We start from the raw sequence: 18652 nt of genomic DNA, 5'->3' as shown, positions 1-18652 counted from the left end.
CACGACCCATGGGGACGTCCGTTCAGGGGAAAGCCGAACACGATCCGCATGGGGCGTGATCAACAAGATTTGGTATGAGGCGGAAGACCGGCCCGCGCCAGCGCGCGCCGTCGCCCGCCCCTTCCGAGCATCGCCAACCGTCTAGACCACAGAGCACCGCGCGCCAGAAGACGATCGCGGGCGCGTTATAGGCTGCCACGCCGATCTCCCAGACGCCGGGCCGCGCGCGAATGACCGCCAGCGCCGCCCGCATGCCCAGCCCGCCGCGCCGGTACTTGCGCAGGATGAAGAATTCCGCCATCGCGTGGTCCACCCGCGTGCCCGACGGCGCGAAACCGTTGATCAAGGCGAAGCCGACCAGCGTGCCCGCCCACCGGAACAGGAGCGGTTCCCGGTCGGAAGCCATCCAGTAGCTCTCCAGATGCGGATAGGCGAAACGGCCGTCATCCTCGACGTCGCCATGCGGGCCGTCCGCCGCCGCGAAATCCGAGAAATCATGTAGATAGAGCTGCAATAGCCGCGCCACGACCGGCTTCTCGTCGAGCCGCGCGCGATCGATCGTCAAGGGCATGCCATCCGCCTTCAACAGTCCGGTTCCCGCCGACATCGCACGCCCTCCGGCACGCCGAAAGCCGAAACTTGTCAAAGCCATGGGGATGCCCAAACTTCCCTTGACCAACTCCCCTTGAGAGGAGGCGATTCGATGATGGCCGAGACCAAGACCCTGCTGATCGTGGCGCACGCGCCCTCGACCAACACGGCGGCGCTGAAGGACGCGGTCCTGCGCGGCGCGGGGCATGAGGAGATCGACGGTGTCACGGCGCGCTGGATCCCACCATTGGAAGCCGGCGCGGCGGATGTGCGCGCCGCCGACGGCATCATCCTGGGGACGACGGAAAATCTGGGCTATATGTCCGGCGCGCTGAAGGATTTCTTCGATCGCACCTATTACCGGGTGATCGAGGAGAAGGAGGGCCTGCCCTATCTCCTCTATATCCGCGCGGGCCTCGACGGGACGGGAACGAAGCGCGCCGTCACCGGCATCTGTTCCGGGCTGCGCTGGAACCCGGTGCAGGACCCCACTATCTTCCATGGGGAATGGGACGATGCGTTCCTGGGACAGGCGGAGGAACTCGGCCAACTGATGGCCGCCGGCCTGGAGGCCGGGATATTCTAATCCGTCGCCGCGCCCCCGCCTCCCATGCCGAGGCCGCGATTAAGGAGAAGGAGATCACGCGTCCATGAAGGAAACCCTAACCGCGCATGACCTCAAGGCATGGCTTCGCAAACCGGACGATCGCGACCTCGTGCCCGTACGCGGCGTGGTGATGCATCTCGCGGCCGAGGAGATCGAGCGCCTCGAACGGGAGGTCGCACGGCTTCGGAAGGAAACGGGGGCATCGGCCCCGCCCGAACGGATCACCTTTCAGGATGGCGACCGCATCCGTACGCTGATCCACGGCGCGGACGGCTATGCGCTGCCCGAGGGGGCGGAGACATTGGCCGACATTCGCCTCGCCGCCTTCGCGGAAGGGGCTGCCTCCATATCGGACGGGGCGAGGGAAGCAGACCAAGGCCCCGATGCCGGTGATTCGCCTCCCGCCGGTCAGGATGCCGGGGAAACCGACCGGGCGGACGAGGATATCGCCGACGCGACCGCTGGAAATGCGGCGGTTGACGGAACCGCGAAGGGGCAGGATGCGGACGACGCGAAGGGGGAAGAGGATTTCGAGCTTCCACCCGAATGGCAATGACCGCCCCGCCGGGTACCCGCTCACGGCCGACGACTAAAAGGCTCCTAAAAGGCCAACGACTAAAGGAATGAGGCGGACACCGGGCCCGCCTCACTCAACGCTGTTCGGTCGACGCGGCCGGATCACACGGCGAGGTATTCCTCGCGGATATCCTTGTTGTCGAGCACATCCTGGGCCGCGCCTTCATAGACGACCTCGCCCATATCGAGGATCAGGGCGCGGTCGGCGAGCTTCAACGCCGCGATCGCGTTCTGCTCCACGATGATCGTGGTAATACCCAGTTCGCGAACTTCCTGCAGGGTCTTCTCGATCTCCTGCACGATGACCGGCGCCAAGCCCTCATAGGGCTCGTCCAGCAGGAGAAGCTTGAGATCGCGGGCCAGCGCCCGGCCGATCGCCAGCATCTGCTGCTCGCCGCCGGAAAGCGTGATGCCTTCCTGCGCGCGCCGCTCCCCAAGGCGGGGGAAGAGATCGTAAATCCGCTCGATCGACCAGCCGACCGGCTCGGCGATCTGGGCGAGTTGCAGGTTCTCCTCGACCGTCAGGCCCGGAATGATCCGCCGATCCTCCGGCACCAGCGCGATGCCGTTGCAGGCCGCCTCGTGGCTGCGCATCGAATGGATGGCCTTGTGATCCAGCCAAATCTCGCCCTGCTTCAACTCCGGCGACCCCGTGCGCGCGATGGTGCGCAGGGTCGACGTCTTGCCGGCGCCGTTACGGCCGAGAAGCGCCAGGATCTGCCCCTCGCGAATGTCGAAGCTGACACCCTGGACGATGTAACTCTCGCCGTAATAGGCGTGCAGATTGCGGCAGGAGAAGAAAGCCGGCGGCGAGGCGGCGACCTTGTCCCGCGGCGGAATCTGCTCATGCGTGGCGGCTTGGCTCATACCTCCGCTCCCCCGAGATAGGCTTCCTTGACCTTGGGATTGCCCCGGATTTCATCCGGCGTACCCTCGGCGATGATGGTTCCCTGCGCGAGCACGGTGATCCAATCGGCAAGCGAGAAGACCACATGCATGTCGTGCTCGATGATAACCTTGGTCATGCCCTGCTCCTTGATGCGTTTGAGCAGATCGATCGTGCGGTTGGTGTCGTGGCGCGACATGCCCGCCGTCGGCTCGTCCAGCAGCAGCAGCTTCGGATGCTGGATCAGGCACATCGCCATTTCCAGCCGGCGCTTGTCCCCGCGCGACAGGTTGCCGGTATGCTCCTCCGTCAACTTGCCGAGCCCGACCTCGCCCAGCATATGCTCGGCTTCCCGGGTCAGTTCCTTCTCCGCCGCCATCGCCTTGAAGGGGTTGAAGCTGAAGGACCCGTCGCGCCGGGCCAGAGCCGCGATCTCGACATTCTGCAATAGCGTCAGGTCGAGAAAGATCTCCGGCGTCTGGAACACCCGCGCCACGCCGAGTTGGTTGATCTCGTGCGGGGTGCGGCCGGTCAGGTTCGTGCCGTCGAACATGACGGACCCGGTATCCGGTTCCAATCGCCCGACGCATACATTGAGCAGGGTCGACTTGCCGGCCCCGTTGGGACCGATGACGGCGTGCGTCTTCCCCTTGTTGATCTTCAGATTGATGTTCGACAGCGCCTGCAGCCCGCCGAAGGTCTTGTTCACGTCCGAGACGTCTAGAACGATATCGTTCATGGTCCGATGATCCTTACGCTGGAGCGGTCCGCTATTCCGAAGGCTGGGTCGCGCCGCCGGCGACGGTTTCCTCGCCATCGCCCGCGCGCTTGGCGCGGACATAGGCGGACAGGCGCCGGATGCCTTCCATCAGACCCCCCGGCAGGAAGATGACGACCAGCATGAACAGGATACCCAGGGTCAGGTGCCACCCCTCGCCGACGAAGAGGGAAACGACGCTGACCACCGGTTCGACGAGGGCATTCGGCAGGAAGCCGAAGCTCTCGGCGAGTTGGGCATGGTGCAACGCCGAGAAGATGTTCTCGAAATACTTGATGATCCCGGCGCCGAGCAACGGGCCTATCAAGGTGCCGGCACCGCCCAGGATGGTCATCAGCACGACCTCGCCCGATGCCGTCCACTGCATGCGCTCCGCGCCCGCCAACGGATCGGTGATCACCATCAGCGACCCCGCCAGACCGGCATACATGCCGGAGATGACGAAGGCGACCAGCAGATAGGGCTTAGGATTGAAGCCGGTATAGAGCATGCGATTCTGGTTCGACTTGATCGCCAACAGCTTCAACCCGAAGGGCGAGCGGAAGATCTTGAGCGAGACCCAGAAGGCGATGATCAACACCACCGCGCAGAAGTAGAAGGCGGTGAACCCCGTCAACTCCAGTCCGAAGAGGGACGGAGCCGGCAAGCCCGCCCCGTGATCGACGCCGAACATGGCATCGATCGCCCGGGGATCGTCGAGCGCGAGCGTCAAAGCCGTCTCGCCGTTGGTGATCGGCGTCAGCACCGAATAGGCCAGATTATAGAACATCTGCGCGAAGGCGAGCGTCAGGATCGCGAAGTAGATGCCCGAACGCCGCAGGCAGATGAAGCCGACCACCACGGCGAAGATCGCCGCGACGAGCACACCGAAGATGATCGCGAGCACCACGTTCATCGTCAGCAGCTTGAATATCCAAACGGCGGCATAGGAGCCGACGCCGAGGAACGCCGCATGACCGAAGGAGAGATAGCCGGTCAGCCCGAACAGGATGTTGAAGCCGAGCGCGAAGATTCCGAAGATCGCGAAGCGCTGCAGCAGGTCCGGGTAACTCGCCCCGACCGGCGCGAGCCAGATCGGTGCCGTCAGGACCGCCACGGCGAAGACCACCATGATGATCAGGTCGCGCTTCGGGCTGGATGGATTGAATTGAGTGATGCTGGCCATGGGTCAGGTCTCCATCACGCCCTTGCGTCCCAACAGCCCGCGCGGACGGGCCAGCAGGATGCCGACGGCGATGAGATAGATGATGATCTGGTCGATACCGGGAACGATCTCCTTCACCGCGCCGATCGACGCGAAGGACTGCACGACGCCGAGCAGGAAGCCCGCCAGCACCGCGCCCGGAAGCGAGCCCATGCCGCCTACCACGACGACCACGAAGGACAGCACCAGGAAGTTCATACCCAGATTGTAATCGGGTGGAAGGATCGGCGTGTACATCGTTCCCGCGACACCGGCCACCACGGCCGCGATGCCGAAGACGATGGTGAAACGCTTCTCGATATTGATGCCGAGAAGCCCGACGGTCTCCCGATCCGCCATACCCGCGCGCACCACCATGCCGTAGGTGGTGAATTGCAGGAAGGAGAAGACCGCGGCGATGATGCCGAGCGATCCCGCCAGATAGATCAACCGCCACCAGGGATAGACCAGCGCCTCGTTGCCACCGAACAACGCCCCGATCGGCGCCGCGCCCGCGACGGGAGGCGGCGCGTGCACCGGGATCGGATTCGCGCCGTAGGTCGCCTTGATGATCTCGCCGATGACGATGGCGAGACCGAAGGTCACCAGGATTTGCTCCGCATGGGGACGCTTGTAGAAGAAGCGGATCAGGCCGCGCTCCATCGCCAAGCCGATCACCAACATGACCGGTATGGCCACCAGAATGGCGATCGGCACCGACCATTGAATCAGGGCCGTGCCCGTGTCGCCGAACCAAATCTCGAGATAGGGCTGCTCCTTATAGGCGTCGAAGAAGGTGACGCTCTCGTCCTTCACACGCTTCGAGATGGTGAAGAGCGCGTTGACCGAGACCGCCACGAAGGCGCCCAGCATGAAGAGCGCGCCGTGCGCGAAGTTCACGACGCCGAGCGTGCCGAAGACCAGCGTCAGGCCGAGCGCGATCAGCGCATAGGCCCCCCCCTTGTCCAGCCCGTTCAGCAATTGGAGGAGTATGGTATCCATCTGGTGGCATCCCCCACCCGGATCCTTGGGCCGCCGTCCCCGTCACGGACCCTCCGGGCTCAAGCAGAAGTCAGTATCGAAAAGCTCCCGGCAAATCTCCTCCGACACGGACGGTCGCTATGGAGGACCCCAGGATACACTATAACACGAGCCGCGCCTCACGGCGCGGCGATCCGGTGATGCGCGCCGGGAACGCGACGCCGGGACACCCCGACGCCGCGCGCCCGTTCACGCAACCGTTCGCTCAGACCTCGTAGGGGCCAAGCTCGCCGGCATACAGATCCGGCGGATAGGTGACGGCCTCGGCCGGCACTTCCTTGACGACCTGCAGCAGGTCGAACTGGCTGGTCGGGTTCTCGTTCCCTCGCACCACCAGAACCTTCTTGAAGCACTGGTGATCCTCGGCGCGATAGAGCGTCGGGCCGTTGCCGGCGCCGTCGAACTCGAAACCCTCAAGGAACTTGATGACTTCCGGCGGATAGAAGGTGCCGGCCGACTCGCATGCATTGGCATAGAGCAGGGTCTGCACGTAACAGGTATGCGCGGCCTGCGACGGCGGGAAGCCGTACTCATTGCCGAACGACTTGGTGAAGTTCTGCGAGGCCGCGTCCTGCAACTGCCAGTTCCACGCCGTGGACCCGTAGATGCCGGCCACGTTCTTGCCCGCGCCCTGCGCCATCAGGCGGGAATAGAGCGGCACGACGACCTCGAAGTTCTTGCCGTTCACCTGCTTGTCGCGCAGACCGAACTGAACCGCCTGCGTCAGGCTGTCGACCATGTCCTTGCCGTAGTGGTTCAGGATCAGCACGTCCGCGCCGCTGTCGAGCACCGGCGTGATGTACTGCGAGAAGTCGCCCGCGCCGAGCGGCGTGCGGACGGCCGCGACCGTCTCCCAGCCCATGGCCTCGGTGACTTCCTTGATCGACTGCTCCTGGCTCCAGCCCCAGGTATAGTCGGCGGTCAGGTGATAGGCGCGGCGATCGGTGCCCATCTCCTCCTTCAGGATCGGGCCCAGCGCGGCGCCCGACATATGCGCGTTGAAGAAGTGACGGAACCCGTAGCGACGACGATCCTTGCCAGTCGTGTCGTTGGAGTGCGTCAGGCCGGCCATGAAGATCGTGCCCATATCCTGGCACAGCGCCTGGACCGCGATGGCCACGCCCGAGGACGAGCCGCCGGTGATCATCAGCGCGCCGTCACGCTCGATCATGCGCTTGGCCGAGGCGCGGGCCGCGTCCGACTTGGTCTGCGTGTCGCCCGTCACATACTCGACCTTCTTGCCGAGCACGCCGTTCCCCGTGAGGTTGAGTGGCTTGAGCGTATTCATCATGCCGCCGTCGCCTTCGCCGTTCAGATGCTTGACGGCGAGTTGATAGGCGCGCAGCTCGTCCGCGCCCTCCTCGGCATAGGCGCCGGTCTGCGGGACGTTGAAGCCCAGCGTGATCGACGAGGCATCGCCCGGGTTGTTACGGAAATCCTGCGCCCACGCGCCGCGGCTGAAGACCGTCGGAGCGGCGAGAGCCGCACCGGCGATCGCCGTGCCCTTAAGCATCGTGCGGCGCGTCAGAGACTTGTCCTTGAACATGTAAACCTCCCTTTCGCGACTTTTTCTGCGGTAACGGCATTATGCCGGAATCCGATTGCGCCCCATTAGCATCCGCAACCGATCCGCCATCAAGAGAATCTTTCCAAAGTTGAAAAGTTCTGTAAAAATCCAGTGTTTGCGTCGCAGCGCAATGTAAAATTATTTACAATTCGTGCTTGGCCGAGGGTCCCGGCCTTGACGCGCGGGGGAGGCAGGACGACACCCATGACACGTATCGCGATCGGCCGGCGCATTCGGGAAAGCCGGATGGACGCCGGCGTCACCCAGACCGATCTGGCGAAGGCGATCGGCATCTCCCCCTCCTATCTGAACCTGATCGAGCACGACAAACGCTTGATCGGGGGGGCGCTGCTGAAGCGAATCGCCGGCGCGCTCGACACGCCGCTGGCGGTGTTGAGCGGCGCCAACGACGCGCCACTGGCCAGCGAGGTGGCCGAACTCGCGCGCAGCCTCTCCTTCCGTGGGCTGGACGAGGCGGCCGCCTCGCGCTTCACCGGACAATATCCCGACTGGGCCAACGCCTTCGTGCAGTTGCATCGGCGCTATCGCGACGCGACGGAAACGGCGCTCGCGCTCTCGGATCGGCTGAGCCAGGACCCGGCGTTGATGGAACTCAGCCACGCGGTGCTGACACAGATCAGCGCGATCCGATCCTTCGCGGAGATCATGGAGCAATATCCCGACTTGGAGCCGGCCGAGCGCGAACGCTTCTGCGGCATCATCGCCGACCAGTCGGACCGGCTCGGCTCCAGCGCGCGGGAGATGATCGCCCTGCTCGACGGCGCGCGCAACGCGCCGACGCCGACCTCCCCGCAGAGCGAGGTGGATGATTTCATCCACCATTGCGACAACCACTTGCCCCGGTTGGAGGAAGCGGCGGACGCCCTTCGTGCCCGCCTGGAAACCTCCATCGAGATGTTGCCGGCGGCGATCGAGAATCGCCTCGTCCGCACCCACGGCCTCACCATCCGCAGGGGCCGCGCGAACATCGATCGCCGCGACGTGCGTCGACATGACCTTGTCCTCCTCGACGAGGAGGCGCTGGACGCCACGCATCGATTTCAGCTCGCCCGCACCCTCGCGGACCTGGAATTGGGCGACGTCACGGAGGAACTGGTCGCCGACGACCGCCTGACCAGCGACGAATCCCGCGACATCGCCCGGCGCGCCATGGCCAACTACGCCGCCGGCGCGCTGCTTTTCCCCTATGACGCCTTTCACGATGAGGCCGAGGCGACGCGATACGACATCGACCGCCTGGCGCAACGTTTCGGCGGCAGTTTCGAGCAGATCGCCCACCGTCTCGTCACGCTGCGCCGGCCGGACGCGCAGGGCGTTCCCTTCGCCTTCCTACGGGCGGATCCGGCGGGCAATATCTCGAAACCCTTCAGCATCGCGGGCCTGCGCATGCCGCGTCTCGGCGGGGCCTGTCCGCTCTGGGCGGTCTATGCCGCGCAGGCAACTCCCGACCGCACCGTATCGCAATTGGCCGAGATGCCTTCCGGCGAACAGTTCCTGTTCATCGCGCGCAGCCAGTCGAAGCGCGCGCCCGTCTATGGCCGGGCACAAGCGCGCTTCTCGGTGATGCTGGGGTGCGACGTGGTTTATGGTGAGCGCGTGGTTTATTTCGATTCCTACGCCTCCGGCCGCGCTTCCCTGGCCACGCCCGTCGGCTTCAACTGCCGGTCCTGCCCGCGCTCGGCCTGTGCCCAGCGCGCCCAGGCGGCGATCATCTCTGCCCCCACGCCGCCGGGCGGTGCGCCCCCCGCGGCCCCGCGCATGGACGAAGCCGAGGCAGGGGGTCCGGAATCGCGCGAACAATCACGCAAACAGGGGCTCGCAAGCACGGCGCGGACGTGAAATGATGGGCTGGGGACAGTCACGGACGGCGATACCGACGGGAAAAGATCGGAAGCCGGCGGGAGGAATGAGCATCATGGGGGCAAGCATCCTCATCGCGGAGGACGAGCCGTTCATCGTCGAATCCTTGAATTTTCTACTGACGCGCGCCGGCCACCGGGTCGACGCCGTGGATACCGGGTCGCGCGCCCTTCAGGCGATGCGCGGCCACCGACCCGATCTGCTGCTGCTCGACATCATGTTGCCGGAGACCAACGGCTTCGATGTGCTGCGCCGTCTGCGCGGCGAGCCGGAACTGGCCGACATGCCTGTCATGATCCTGACCGCGAAGGGCCAGGAAGCCGACCGCAATCGGATGATCGAACTCGGTGCCGACGATTTCGTGACCAAGCCCTTCTCGAACAAGGACCTCTTGAGCCGGGTCGAAATGCTGTTGGAGGGTGGCCGCGCGGCGCGGGGCTCAACGCCGAGCCGCTAGGCCCCTTCCCGTGGACGGAGCGGGAGACGCCCGATGCGCCTGAGACGTCACAAGGACGCCGCCGTCGCCCTGCCACTGGGCGCCTGCCTCATCTTCACGCCACCCTTCATGCTAACCTTCGACCAGGTGGGCCGGTTCCTCGGGGTGCCGCTGCTGCTGATCTTTCTCTTCGCGCTGTGGTTCGTCGGGATATGCCTCGCCTGGGCGCTCGGGCGCCGGCTCATCGCGGAAATCGACGAGGATCTGGCGAACGAGGCCGCCAGCGATCAGCCCCAGGTCGGGCCCTGACGGACGGGCGGGCGCGGGAAGGCGGGCTGCATGCTGACGACCGGCTCCATCATCCTGATCGCGGCCTTCTATCTGGGGGGGCTGTTCCTGCTCGCCTTCATCAGCGAGCGGCGGGCGGCCCGGGGCCGGGCGCGCTTCATCAACTCGCCGCTGGTCTACACCCTTTCGCTCGCCGTCTATTGCACGAGTTGGACCTTCTACGGCGCGGTCGGCTCCGCCTCGCGCAACGGCCTGGAATTCCTGACCATCTATCTCGGGCCGACCCTGGTGCTGATGGCCTGGTGGTTCCTGATGCGCAAGCTGGTGCGTATCAGCAAGGCACAGCGCATCACCTCGATCGCCGATTTCATCTCCGCGCGTTACGGCAAGAGCGCGTCGATCTCCGCCCTCGTCACCATCATCGCGGTCAGCAGCGTCGCCCCTTATATCGCGCTGCAGCTCAAGGCCGTGGCGGCCAGCGTCGACGCGCTCGGCGGGTTGCAGATGCAGCATACCGTCGACCTCACCCCGCGCGGCGTGCTGCAGGATACCGGCTTCTGGGTCGCGGTCTGCATGGCGCTGTTCACCATCTTGTTCGGCACGCGCAATCAAAGCGCGGACGAGCGCCAGCCCGGCATCGTCGCCGCCATCGCCTTCGAATCGATCGTCAAGCTCATCAGCCTCGGCGCGATCGCGCTCTTCGCCCTTTACGGTCTCGGTGACGGCATCGTCGATATCTTCAGCCGCGCCGACTGGCATGCCGGTGTCGATAGGTTGACCACCTTCCAGGCGGGATTCGAGACGCGCTGGCTGATCACGCTCTTCCTGTCGGCCGCCGCCTTCATCTGCCTGCCCCGCCAGTTCCATGTCGGCGTGGTGGAGAATAACGACGAGCGCCACGTCGCCACCGCCTCCTGGATGTTCCCGCTCTATCTAATGCTGGTCAGCCTGTTCGTGATTCCGATCGCGATCAGCGGCATGACGCAGTTGCCGGAGACGGCGAACCCCGACCTCTATGTCCTGACGGTACCGCTTTCGGCGGGAAAGACGGGGCTGGCGCTGATCGCCTTCATCGGTGGGTTGTCGGCCGCGACATCGATGGTGATCGTTTCCTCGATCGCCATGTCGATCATGATCTCCAACCATCTGGTGACACCGCTGCTGCTGCGCTTCGGCCATTTCATGCATCAGCATGCCAGCGACTTCTCGCCCGTCCTGATCCTGGTGCGCCGGCTCAGCATCGTGGCGATCCTGGCGCTAGGCTTCCTCTATTATCATTCGATCGGCACGGCGAGCCCGCTGGCCTCCATCGGCCTGATCTCCTTCGCCGGCGTGGCGCAGTTCCTGCCGGCCCTGATCGGCGGCATCTATTGGGAAGGAGCGACCAGGCAGGGCGCCACGACGGGGCTTCTGGTCGGGTTCGCCTTCTGGCTCTACACCCTGCTGCTGCCGAATTTCGCCAGCGCCGGCTGGGGCTTCAAGGATATCGTGGAGCATGGGCCGATGGGGATCGAGCTACTGCGGCCCGGCGCGCTTTTCGGTTTCCACGGCTGGGACCCGCTGGTTCATGGGCTGACCTGGAGCCTGACCCTCAATATCGTCTGCTATATCGGCGTCTCGCTGTTCAGCATCCAATCGCCGCTGGAACGGTTGCAGAGCGCGATCTTCGTGCATGTCTTCGACCGGGGCCGGCGCGGGGTCGAGGGCGCGATTCCGCGCTCCGCCACCACCGAGGACCTGATCCAACTGGCCCGGCGAATCCTTGGGCGCGAGCGCGCGGACCGGCTGTTCAGCGACTATGCCGCCGCGCGCGGCATGGGCGCGCGCGAGCAATTCCGCAAGACCGAACCCGGCCTGATCCACTATGTCGAGCGCGCGCTCGCCGGGTCGATCGGCGCGGCGTCGGCGCGCAGTCTCGTCTCGCGCATCGCCAAGGGCGAAACGATCAGCCTGGAATCGGTGATCCAGATCCTGGACGAAACGCAGGAGGCGATCCGCTATAGCCGCGAACTGGAACGGAAATCCCGCGAGCTGGAGGAAACCGCGCGCCAGTTGCGCGAGGCGAACGCGCAATTGACCGAGCTGGACCGCCTGAAGGACGATTTCCTGAGCCGGGTCAGTCACGAATTGCGCACGCCGATGACCTCGATCCGCTCCTTCTCCGAGATGCTGGTCGAGCGCGACGGCGACGGCGCCCCCACCATCGACGAGGAACAGGCCCAGCATTTCCTATCCATCATCCAGCACGAAAGCGTGCGTCTGACGCGCCTGCTGGATCAGATCCTCGATCTCAACCGGATGGAGAACGGGCAACTCGACTGGGATCTGGAGGCCTGCGACCTCGCCGATATCGCGCGCGCCGCGATCGAGACGATGCGCGGGCTGGCGACCAATAACGGGGTGGAGGTGATCGACCGCCTTGGCGAAGCGCACTTGCCGGTGGTGGCGGAGCCGGACCACCTGAAACAGGTCTTCGTCAACCTCCTCTCGAATGCCATCAAGTTCAACGATGCCCCCCAGCGCGGCGGCACCGGACGCGTGTGGATCGAGGTCGATCGCCGGAGCACGACCGAAACGGTCTGCGCCATCCTGGTGCGGGACAACGGTCCCGGAATCCCACCGGCCGAGCAACAGACCCTGTTCTCCAAATTCTCTCGCGGCTGGAAGGAGGGCGCACGCCGACCGACCGGCAGCGGGCTCGGCCTCGCCATCTCGAAACAGATCATCCTTCAGTTCGGCGGGGAACTGACGCTGACCGCCTCCTCGCCCGCGGGCTCCAGCTTCTCGGTCCGCCTGCCCCGCGACGAAGGCCGGAACCGGACCCTGGACGAGGACGCGGCCCCCTTGCCGGGCCGCTCCGACGCGGCGGAATGACCGGCGCGGCCGCCCGGTCTTGGCCACGCCCCGGGCTGCACCCTTTCGTTCGGCGCTACATTCCGGCAGGATATGTCCCGGTCGGCCCCGTGCCGGGGTCGTGCCACCAATTCGGACGAAACCCGAAGCGAAGGAAGGAGCCCCGCGCGAGACCATGGCCACCAGCATTCGAGACATCGTCAACGAAGCCAACAGCACCGTCGAGGTCATCGACGCAGAGGCGGCCGCCGATCTGGTCGACACCGATCAGGCGATTTTCGTCGATGTGCGCGAACCGGTCGAAGTCGCGCGGGAAGGCAAGGTGCCGCACGCGATCCATCTGCCGCGCGGCCTTCTGGAATTCGCGATCGCGGCGGACAGTCCCGCGCACAACCCCCAGCTTCTCATGGACAAGAAGATCGTCTTCTATTGCGCCAGCGGCGGACGGTCCGCGTTGGCCGCCGCGACCGCCAAAAGAATGGGCGTCGTCCAGGCAATCAACATGGCCGGCGGATTCGAAGCCTATAAGGCGATCGGCGGCGATATCGAGGACGTTTGACGCCCATGACCTCGACCGCACCACCCCCGGCGCCGATCCCGGGCGAGGGCCCGCGCGATGTCGCGCCGGAACCCGCGATATCCCCCCCGAAGCGGGGCATCGACCATCTCGTCCTGTGCGTCGCGGATCTGGATGCCGCCGGCGCGCGATACGAGGCGCTGGGCTTCACCGTGACGCCGCGCGCCCAGCATGATTGGGGCACGGCCAACCGGTTGGTTCAGTTCGGCCATCGCAGCTTCCTGGAGGTGCTGAGCGTGGCCGACCCGTCGCTGATCCCAGAGCATGGCGCACGATCCTTCAGCTTCGGCGCCTTCAACCGCGATTATCTTGCCTCGCGCGAGGGGTTCGGGATGCTCGTCTTCGACAGCGCCGACGCGAAGGCGGACCGGGCGGAATTCGCGGAAAACGACCTCGCGGACCTCGACCCCTTCTATTTCGAGCGGCAGGCGCGCCTGCCGTCCGGCGAAAGCGTGACGGTCGCCTTCAGCCTGGCCTTCGTGCCGCCGGGGGGCGCGCCGGAAGCCGCCGTCTTCACCTGTCAGCAGCATGCGCCGGAACATTTCTGGAAGCCCGACTATCAGCGCCACGCCAATGGGGCGGAAGCGATCGTCGAGGTCGTCATGGTCGCCGACGACCCAACCGCGCTGCGCCATTATTGGGAGGCGCTGCAAGGCGAGGACAAGGTACTTATCGACGAGGCCGGGGGGCTGACGGTGGAGACCGCGCGGGGCGCGGTGCTGGTGCTCACGCCCGCGCGCTATGCCGAACTCTATGGCGAGAGCCCGCGCGGCGACGCGCCCACCGGCCCGCATTTCGCGGCGGTGCGCGTCGGTGTCCGCGATCTGGCGGCGACGCAGAAGCTGCTCGACGGAAACGGCATTCCCACGCGCTGGGCGCGCGCGGGTCTGGTGGTGCCGTCGGACGATCTGTTCGGCACCGCCCTCGCCTTCGCGCAGCTCTGAGCACCTACCTGGAGCGTCAGATCGCGACCGCGCGGTTCTTCCGCCGGGCATTGCGATGGATATCGTAGCTGAAGATCGCCAGGCCGAGCCAAATGAAACCGAAACTGACGATGTCGCCCCGCGTGACCGTCTCGCCATAGACAAGCGTCGCCAACAGGAACAGACCCGTCGGCGTCAGATAGAACAGCATCCCCATGGTCGACATCGGCAGACGCCGGGCGCCGCCGACATAGAACAGCATCGGCAGCGCCGTCACGAGGCCCGAGGCCAGCAGCAACAGGTCGGTGCGGACATCCCCCCGCAGGAAGGCGCCCTCGCCGGTCGCCGTGAACCAGATCACCGTCCCGGCGGAAACGGGCAGCAGCAACAGCGTCTCGATCAGCAATCCCGGGATCGCCGGCACATCGAGCAATTTGCGCACCGCGCCATAGCCCGCGAAGCTGAAGGCGACGGAAAGCCCGATCCAGGATACCTCCCCGACCGCGATGCCCGCGCCCACGACGCCAAAGGCCGCGCACAGGATCGCCGCCCATTGCGCACGCCGCAGCCGCTCCCCGAACAGCACCAGCCCGGCCAGCACGCTGACCAGTGGGTTGAGAAAATATCCCATGCTGGCATCCAGCACATGCCCGACCGTCACGGCCCAGATATAGACCCCCCAATTGCAGGATATCAGGAGCGTCGAAAGCGCCAGGAAAAGGACCGTGCGGGGCGAGGCCAAGGCCGCGCGCACCGCGTCGAAGCGCCGGGAGAGCAACAGGGCGAGCGCGCAGACCGGAATCGTCCAAAGCACCCGATGCGCCAGGATTTCCAGTGGCGACAACGTGGCCATCAAGTTCCAGAACAGCGGGAAGAGCGCCCAGCTTCCATAGGCGCCGAGCGCCAGGGCATAGCCGGCGGCCCGGTCGCGTTCGCCCGGGACAGGGGATAGGTCTGTCATGAGGCGGGGACTTACCCGCTCCCGCCGTCGCTGTCGAGCGCGGCCATCAGCGCCGCCACCGCCCGCGCCTCCGAATCGCCGCGCGCGTGCAATCCCTCGATCACCCCCGCGCGGTCGGCCGGGCTTCTGTTCTGGCTGAGCTTCGCTTTGCCGGAAAGCCTCTCGACCGGCATCTCGAAGGCGACGATCCCGGCCAGCATGCGGGCCACGGTCCCGGCCGCCTCGCCATCCGGTCGCCAACCGCCCGGCTCCGGCTCCTGCGCCTCGCTCAGGGCGCGTAGAATCGCCACCGCCGCCTCAGCGTCCTCGATCACGCGCGGCGCGCCGACCGCCTCCACGGCGGTATAGTTCCATGTCGGCACCGCCTTGTGGTCCGGCACGGCATACCAACGTGGTGCTATATAGGCATGGGGCCCGGGAAACAGGACCCGCGCGCGCCGCCGTCCATCGAAAAGATGCCAGACAGGATTGGCGCGGGCCACATGACCGATCAGGCGCGGCGATACCTCCGCCGGGGAGGCCCCATCGGCCTCCCGCAGCAAGATAGGGATTTGCACGGCATGCGGCGGGTTCAGGGGGTCCGTATCCGCGATCGTCAGATAGGCGAAGTCGTGACGGGCCGCGTGTGGACGAACCCGATCCACGGGCATGACAAAGGGGCCGGGCGTGAACATATCTGGATTCCCTCGATCGAACGTGCGAACGCCAGGATGCCGGGCCGTTGGAATCCCGAAAAGGACCATTATCGCCCGGCGATCGCGTCCGCGATCATGGATCGCTTCAATCGCGCATCGAATTGTGCTAATCTACTCGTCATGCTTATGGTTAAAATGACCATGGCGTTTAATCGTGGTTTTCAGTGTGTGGTATAGATGGGTTTGGCTTGCCGGTCCGGCATTAACGTGACCGGGCTTTGGGTGTGCACTCATATCGGGAGATTGTATCGCGGGGCGGACCTCCGGGGACATACGGGGGGCCCTCTCCATGGGGGACAGTACCTGAAAAGTCTGATATCGGGGTTTGCGTCCGGTCGATGAGGGGAGGCCGGAGGCAGGGAGACCGTGCGCGTGGTCAGTCCATATCTGGAAAAACCGAGACGCCGCCTGGACGAGGCGTTGCGAGATCGTGGGCTGTCCGGCTCGGATATCGGATTCGACCCCACGGATTCGACCGACGCGCACACGCCTGTTCCGGAGATGGCGGAAGCGACGCGCGACGCGCGGCAAGCACGGGTGCATGCCACAACGGCACGGCTGTCGATCGCGATCGGCTCGGTCGCGACATGCCTGCTTATAATCCTTGTCGTCGCGGCGCTTTGGACACCCCTGGCACGCGGCATCGCGCCGGTCGCGGACCGGGATGCCGACCTATTATCCGACATCGCGCCCGCCGCCGGCCCGGACCCGACGACGCGTCCATCACGGAACATCGCGCCGACGGGCGTCGATTCCGAAATGGATACGCCGAATCGTATCTGGAACCCGGCGCCAAGCCTCGCCCCTATTGATCCGAGCTAAGGTTTCGACGGCTGGGGCCTTCAGTCCCCCGCGAACCCGAGGGTCGACAACCCTACCGAAGAGCGCGCATTCCATCGTATCATCGCCTCGGCCAGGCGGCGCGCGGGCCCGCCGTCCGGATCGTCGGCGCGCGTCACCGCCCACCAGTCGAGCGCCATGCCCTCCAGCCCCAATGGCTTCTCGATCATCGTGCCGTTGGCAAGCTCGGGCTTGATCGCCCAACGGCTGAAAATGCCGATACCATAGCCCGCCCGAACCAGATCGATCACCGCCTCGGGCGTCGGCATCGGGGTCAGGCGCCGGAACGGCACGCTCGGCGTGCCGATCAGCGCCTCCCATTCGAAACCCGGCTCCGCCGTCAGCGGATAGGTGTAATAGCGCTCATCCTCCAGGATCGTGCTGTCGAGATAGGGCTGATCCGCCAACCGATGGGTCGGCGCCATCACCGCGACCAGCGGGTCGGTTGCCAGCTTGTCCCATCGGAATTTCGGACTGACGCCAGGTCGGCCATAGACGGTCGAGACATCGACCGACCCGTCCATCAGCGCCGCGAAGGGTCGCGCGGCCGCCCGCGCCGAGAGGTCGAGATTAAGCCCCGGCTCCGCCACCGCGAGATAATCCACGAAGTCGGGCAGCCAGTGATAACGGCTGTAAGTCGACTGCCCCAAACGGACGAGGGTACGGCCGTCCGCGCGCTCGGCCTCGAATTCCTGCTCTATCCCCACCAATTCGTCGATGAAGCGGTCGGCGAGCACGCGCAACCGCTCCCCCGCCGGGGTCAGGCTCAACTCCCGCTCGCCACGGCGGACAAGGGGAACGCCGGCGCGCCGCTCCGCTTCCCGCAGCCGGTGGGAGACCGCCGATTGCGTCAGCCCCAACCGCCCGGCCGAAACCGTCACACTGCCCGTCTCCGCCAACGCGGAGAGGACGACCAGATGATTGAGGGTCAGACGCGGCACCATGGGTAAATGAAATCATTTCATGGAGACAATGAAAACTCGGAATTTCCCTAATTCCATGGGCCGGACTATCTCTTGCGCATGAAACGCAGCGACCCCTTCGCCAATCTTTCCCTGACGCCCGCGACGGCCACGGCGATCATCGTCGTGACCGCCTTCTGTTTCGGGTTGGTGCCGCTGTTCGCGCGAGAGCTTCAAGCGCTCGGCCTCAACTCCCCGGCGATCGCGCTGGTGCGGTATCTCTTCAGCGCGGCCGTCATGCTGCCCTTCCTGCCCCGCGCGCGGGAGAAGCGGGGCGAGGCGCTGATGCTCGCCGGGGCGGGCCTTTTCATGGGGCTCGGCTGGGTCGGCTATCTGGAGGCCGTGCGGCACGCGCCGGTCGCGGCCGCCGGCGTCGTCTATATGTCCTATCCGCTGTTCGCGGTGCTGTTCGCCTGGCTGCTGGCCGGGCAGAAGCTGGGCGTCCGCGCGCTGGGCGCCGGGTCCTTGGTGCTGCTGGCCGCCGGGCTCGTCCTCGACCCGTCCACGCTGACCGACGGTGCCGTGGCCGCGTTGCTTTGGTCGCTGCCGGCGCCGGTAGGCTTCGGCCTGATCATCGTGGTGTTGAGCGCGCTGGTCCGGCGCCTCGCCGTGTTGGAGCGAATGGCCTGCAGCATGCTGGGGGCCTTGATCGGACTGGCCCCGCTTACCCTGTCGCGGACCAGCCTCGCCGACATCCCCCTCGGCGGAGAGGCCCTGGCGCTGATCGCGGGTCTCGGCCTCGTCACGGCGCTGATCCCGCAATTGCTCTACACCATCGCCGCGCCGATGGTCGGGGCCGCGCGTTCCGCCGCCGCCGGCAGCGTCGAATTGCCCACCATGTTCGCGATCGGCTGGCTCGCCTTCGGGGAAAGCATCGGCCCCCGCGAATGGATCGCGGCGGCACTGGTCATCTCGGCCGTGCTGCTGTCCCCGGCCGTCCGCCCGAAACGGGACGCGGGCGATCTACTCGCCCAGCGTCAGCCGGTCTGAGCCACCGCCATCATCCG

At 65.7% G+C, this 18652-nt stretch carries 19 protein-coding genes and 1 pseudogene; 10 read left to right on the top strand and 10 right to left on the bottom strand.

Going from position 1 to position 18652, the window contains the following annotated elements:
- Window positions 1-22: 22 nt before the first annotated feature.
- The gene (locus KAJ83_RS15840) at window positions 23-607 is read right to left on the bottom strand and encodes a GNAT family N-acetyltransferase (RefSeq protein ID WP_210683078.1); all 585 of its coding nucleotides are present in this window, start codon (window positions 605-607) and stop codon (window positions 23-25) included.
- Between the two features lie 96 nt (window positions 608-703).
- Here KAJ83_RS15840 and KAJ83_RS15835 point away from each other — a divergent pair, with 96 nt between their 5' ends.
- Together KAJ83_RS15835 and KAJ83_RS15830 are read left to right on the top strand one after the other, a co-directional pair.
- Window positions 704-1177 carry a flavodoxin family protein gene (locus tag KAJ83_RS15835; protein WP_210683077.1) on the top strand — a complete coding sequence of 158 codons (474 nt, stop codon included), beginning with the start codon at window positions 704-706 and terminating at the stop codon, window positions 1175-1177.
- A 64-nt stretch (window positions 1178-1241) separates the two neighbouring features.
- Window positions 1242-1754 carry a hypothetical protein gene (locus KAJ83_RS15830; RefSeq protein ID WP_210683076.1) on the top strand — a complete coding sequence of 171 codons (513 nt, stop codon included), beginning with the start codon at window positions 1242-1244 and terminating at the stop codon, window positions 1752-1754.
- Between the two features lie 122 nt (window positions 1755-1876).
- Here the strand turns inward: KAJ83_RS15830 and KAJ83_RS15825 are convergent, their stop codons facing one another.
- The 6 genes and pseudogenes from KAJ83_RS15825 to KAJ83_RS15805 form a co-directional block, all read right to left on the bottom strand.
- Window positions 1877-2641 carry an ABC transporter ATP-binding protein gene (locus tag KAJ83_RS15825; RefSeq protein ID WP_210683075.1) on the bottom strand — a complete coding sequence of 255 codons (765 nt, stop codon included), beginning with the start codon at window positions 2639-2641 and terminating at the stop codon, window positions 1877-1879.
- Window positions 2638-2772 (bottom strand): ABC transporter ATP-binding protein C-terminal domain-containing protein, encoded by a 135-nt coding sequence (locus KAJ83_RS19785; RefSeq protein WP_417568557.1) that lies wholly within the window; start codon window positions 2770-2772, stop codon window positions 2638-2640. Before KAJ83_RS19785 ends, KAJ83_RS15825 begins: the two co-directional genes overlap by 4 nt.
- 150 nt (window positions 2773-2922) lie before the next feature.
- Window positions 2923-3294, bottom strand: a pseudogene (locus KAJ83_RS19780) (ATP-binding cassette domain-containing protein); the annotation flags it as partial.
- 136 nt (window positions 3295-3430) lie between these two features.
- Window positions 3431-4603, bottom strand: a complete 1173-nt coding sequence (locus KAJ83_RS15815) for a branched-chain amino acid ABC transporter permease (protein WP_210683073.1) — start codon at window positions 4601-4603, stop codon at window positions 3431-3433.
- 3 nt (window positions 4604-4606) lie between these two features.
- Window positions 4607-5623, bottom strand: a complete 1017-nt coding sequence (locus KAJ83_RS15810) for a branched-chain amino acid ABC transporter permease (protein ID WP_210683072.1) — start codon at window positions 5621-5623, stop codon at window positions 4607-4609.
- Between the two features lie 244 nt (window positions 5624-5867).
- Window positions 5868-7208 (bottom strand): substrate-binding protein, encoded by a 1341-nt coding sequence (locus tag KAJ83_RS15805; RefSeq protein WP_210683071.1) that lies wholly within the window; start codon window positions 7206-7208, stop codon window positions 5868-5870.
- Between the two features lie 225 nt (window positions 7209-7433).
- Between KAJ83_RS15805 and KAJ83_RS15800 the strand changes: the two genes are divergently transcribed.
- The 6 genes from KAJ83_RS15800 (at window position 7434) to KAJ83_RS15775 (ending at window position 14208) form a co-directional block, all read left to right on the top strand.
- Entirely contained in the window at window positions 7434-9089 is a 1656-nt protein-coding gene (locus tag KAJ83_RS15800) for a helix-turn-helix domain-containing protein (protein WP_210683070.1), read from the top strand.
- 76 nt (window positions 9090-9165) lie between these two features.
- On the top strand, window positions 9166-9567 hold the full coding sequence (locus tag KAJ83_RS15795) for a response regulator transcription factor (RefSeq protein ID WP_210683069.1): 402 nt from the start codon (window positions 9166-9168) through the stop codon (window positions 9565-9567).
- 33 nt (window positions 9568-9600) lie between these two features.
- Window positions 9601-9855: a hypothetical protein gene (locus KAJ83_RS15790; protein ID WP_210683068.1), complete on the top strand. Its 255-nt coding sequence runs from the start codon at window positions 9601-9603 to the stop codon at window positions 9853-9855.
- A 30-nt stretch (window positions 9856-9885) separates the two neighbouring features.
- The gene (locus tag KAJ83_RS15785) at window positions 9886-12708 is read left to right on the top strand and encodes a sensor histidine kinase (RefSeq protein WP_210683067.1); all 2823 of its coding nucleotides are present in this window, start codon (window positions 9886-9888) and stop codon (window positions 12706-12708) included.
- Window positions 12709-12862: 154 nt separating this feature from the next.
- Window positions 12863-13246: a rhodanese-like domain-containing protein gene (locus tag KAJ83_RS15780; protein ID WP_210683066.1), complete on the top strand. Its 384-nt coding sequence runs from the start codon at window positions 12863-12865 to the stop codon at window positions 13244-13246.
- A 5-nt stretch (window positions 13247-13251) separates the two neighbouring features.
- Window positions 13252-14208, top strand: a complete 957-nt coding sequence (locus KAJ83_RS15775; protein ID WP_210683065.1) for a VOC family protein — start codon at window positions 13252-13254, stop codon at window positions 14206-14208.
- Between the two features lie 16 nt (window positions 14209-14224).
- On the opposite strand, the gene rarD is transcribed toward KAJ83_RS15775, so the two are convergent.
- Together rarD and KAJ83_RS15765 are read right to left on the bottom strand one after the other, a co-directional pair.
- The gene (gene rarD / locus KAJ83_RS15770; protein WP_210683064.1) at window positions 14225-15148 is read right to left on the bottom strand and encodes an EamA family transporter RarD; all 924 of its coding nucleotides are present in this window, start codon (window positions 15146-15148) and stop codon (window positions 14225-14227) included.
- A gap of 11 nt (window positions 15149-15159) precedes the next feature.
- Window positions 15160-15822, bottom strand: a complete 663-nt coding sequence (locus KAJ83_RS15765) for an FMN-binding negative transcriptional regulator (RefSeq protein WP_210683063.1) — start codon at window positions 15820-15822, stop codon at window positions 15160-15162.
- 393 nt (window positions 15823-16215) lie between these two features.
- Between KAJ83_RS15765 and KAJ83_RS15760 the strand changes: the two genes are divergently transcribed.
- The gene (locus KAJ83_RS15760; protein ID WP_210683062.1) at window positions 16216-16665 is read left to right on the top strand and encodes a hypothetical protein; all 450 of its coding nucleotides are present in this window, start codon (window positions 16216-16218) and stop codon (window positions 16663-16665) included.
- A 20-nt stretch (window positions 16666-16685) separates the two neighbouring features.
- Here the strand turns inward: KAJ83_RS15760 and KAJ83_RS15755 are convergent, their stop codons facing one another.
- The gene (locus KAJ83_RS15755) at window positions 16686-17627 is read right to left on the bottom strand and encodes a LysR family transcriptional regulator (RefSeq protein WP_210683061.1); all 942 of its coding nucleotides are present in this window, start codon (window positions 17625-17627) and stop codon (window positions 16686-16688) included.
- A 78-nt stretch (window positions 17628-17705) separates the two neighbouring features.
- On the opposite strand from KAJ83_RS15755, the gene KAJ83_RS15750 reads away from it, so the two are divergent.
- Window positions 17706-18635, top strand: coding sequence for a DMT family transporter (locus KAJ83_RS15750; RefSeq protein ID WP_210683060.1), 930 nt, complete (start codon window positions 17706-17708; stop codon window positions 18633-18635).
- The last annotated feature ends 17 nt before the right edge of the window (window positions 18636-18652 follow it).

The organism is Marivibrio halodurans (assembly GCF_017963645.1).
Classification (GTDB): domain Bacteria; phylum Pseudomonadota; class Alphaproteobacteria; order UBA8366; family Aestuariispiraceae; genus Marivibrio; species Marivibrio halodurans.
Note: the sequence above shows the minus strand (reverse complement) of the source record. Positions and strands in the feature narration are given on the sequence as shown.

Bases quoted from the DNA above. Each gene is read 5' to 3' on its own strand.
- KAJ83_RS15755 (WP_210683061.1), bottom strand. From the start codon at position 17,627: ATGGTGCCGCGTCTGACCCTCAATCATCTGGTCGTCCTCTCCGCGTTG.
- KAJ83_RS15810 (WP_210683072.1), bottom strand. From the start codon at position 5,623: ATGGATACCATACTCCTCCAATTGCTGAACGGGCTGGACAAGGGGGGG.
- KAJ83_RS19785 (WP_417568557.1), bottom strand. From the start codon at position 2,772: ATGCATGTGGTCTTCTCGCTTGCCGATTGGATCACCGTGCTCGCGCAG.
- KAJ83_RS15765 (WP_210683063.1), bottom strand. From the start codon at position 15,822: ATGTTCACGCCCGGCCCCTTTGTCATGCCCGTGGATCGGGTTCGTCCA.
- KAJ83_RS15795 (WP_210683069.1), top strand. From the start codon at position 9,166: ATGGGGGCAAGCATCCTCATCGCGGAGGACGAGCCGTTCATCGTCGAA.
- KAJ83_RS15775 (WP_210683065.1), top strand. From the start codon at position 13,252: ATGACCTCGACCGCACCACCCCCGGCGCCGATCCCGGGCGAGGGCCCG.
- KAJ83_RS15805 (WP_210683071.1), bottom strand. From the start codon at position 7,208: ATGTTCAAGGACAAGTCTCTGACGCGCCGCACGATGCTTAAGGGCACG.
- rarD (WP_210683064.1), bottom strand. From the start codon at position 15,148: ATGACAGACCTATCCCCTGTCCCGGGCGAACGCGACCGGGCCGCCGGC.
- KAJ83_RS15825 (WP_210683075.1), bottom strand. From the start codon at position 2,641: ATGAGCCAAGCCGCCACGCATGAGCAGATTCCGCCGCGGGACAAGGTC.
- KAJ83_RS15780 (WP_210683066.1), top strand. From the start codon at position 12,863: ATGGCCACCAGCATTCGAGACATCGTCAACGAAGCCAACAGCACCGTC.
- KAJ83_RS15815 (WP_210683073.1), bottom strand. From the start codon at position 4,603: ATGGCCAGCATCACTCAATTCAATCCATCCAGCCCGAAGCGCGACCTG.
- KAJ83_RS15840 (WP_210683078.1), bottom strand. From the start codon at position 607: ATGTCGGCGGGAACCGGACTGTTGAAGGCGGATGGCATGCCCTTGACG.
- KAJ83_RS15785 (WP_210683067.1), top strand. From the start codon at position 9,886: ATGCTGACGACCGGCTCCATCATCCTGATCGCGGCCTTCTATCTGGGG.
- KAJ83_RS15830 (WP_210683076.1), top strand. From the start codon at position 1,242: ATGAAGGAAACCCTAACCGCGCATGACCTCAAGGCATGGCTTCGCAAA.
- KAJ83_RS15800 (WP_210683070.1), top strand. From the start codon at position 7,434: ATGACACGTATCGCGATCGGCCGGCGCATTCGGGAAAGCCGGATGGAC.
- KAJ83_RS15835 (WP_210683077.1), top strand. From the start codon at position 704: ATGATGGCCGAGACCAAGACCCTGCTGATCGTGGCGCACGCGCCCTCG.
- KAJ83_RS15790 (WP_210683068.1), top strand. From the start codon at position 9,601: ATGCGCCTGAGACGTCACAAGGACGCCGCCGTCGCCCTGCCACTGGGC.
- KAJ83_RS15750 (WP_210683060.1), top strand. From the start codon at position 17,706: ATGAAACGCAGCGACCCCTTCGCCAATCTTTCCCTGACGCCCGCGACG.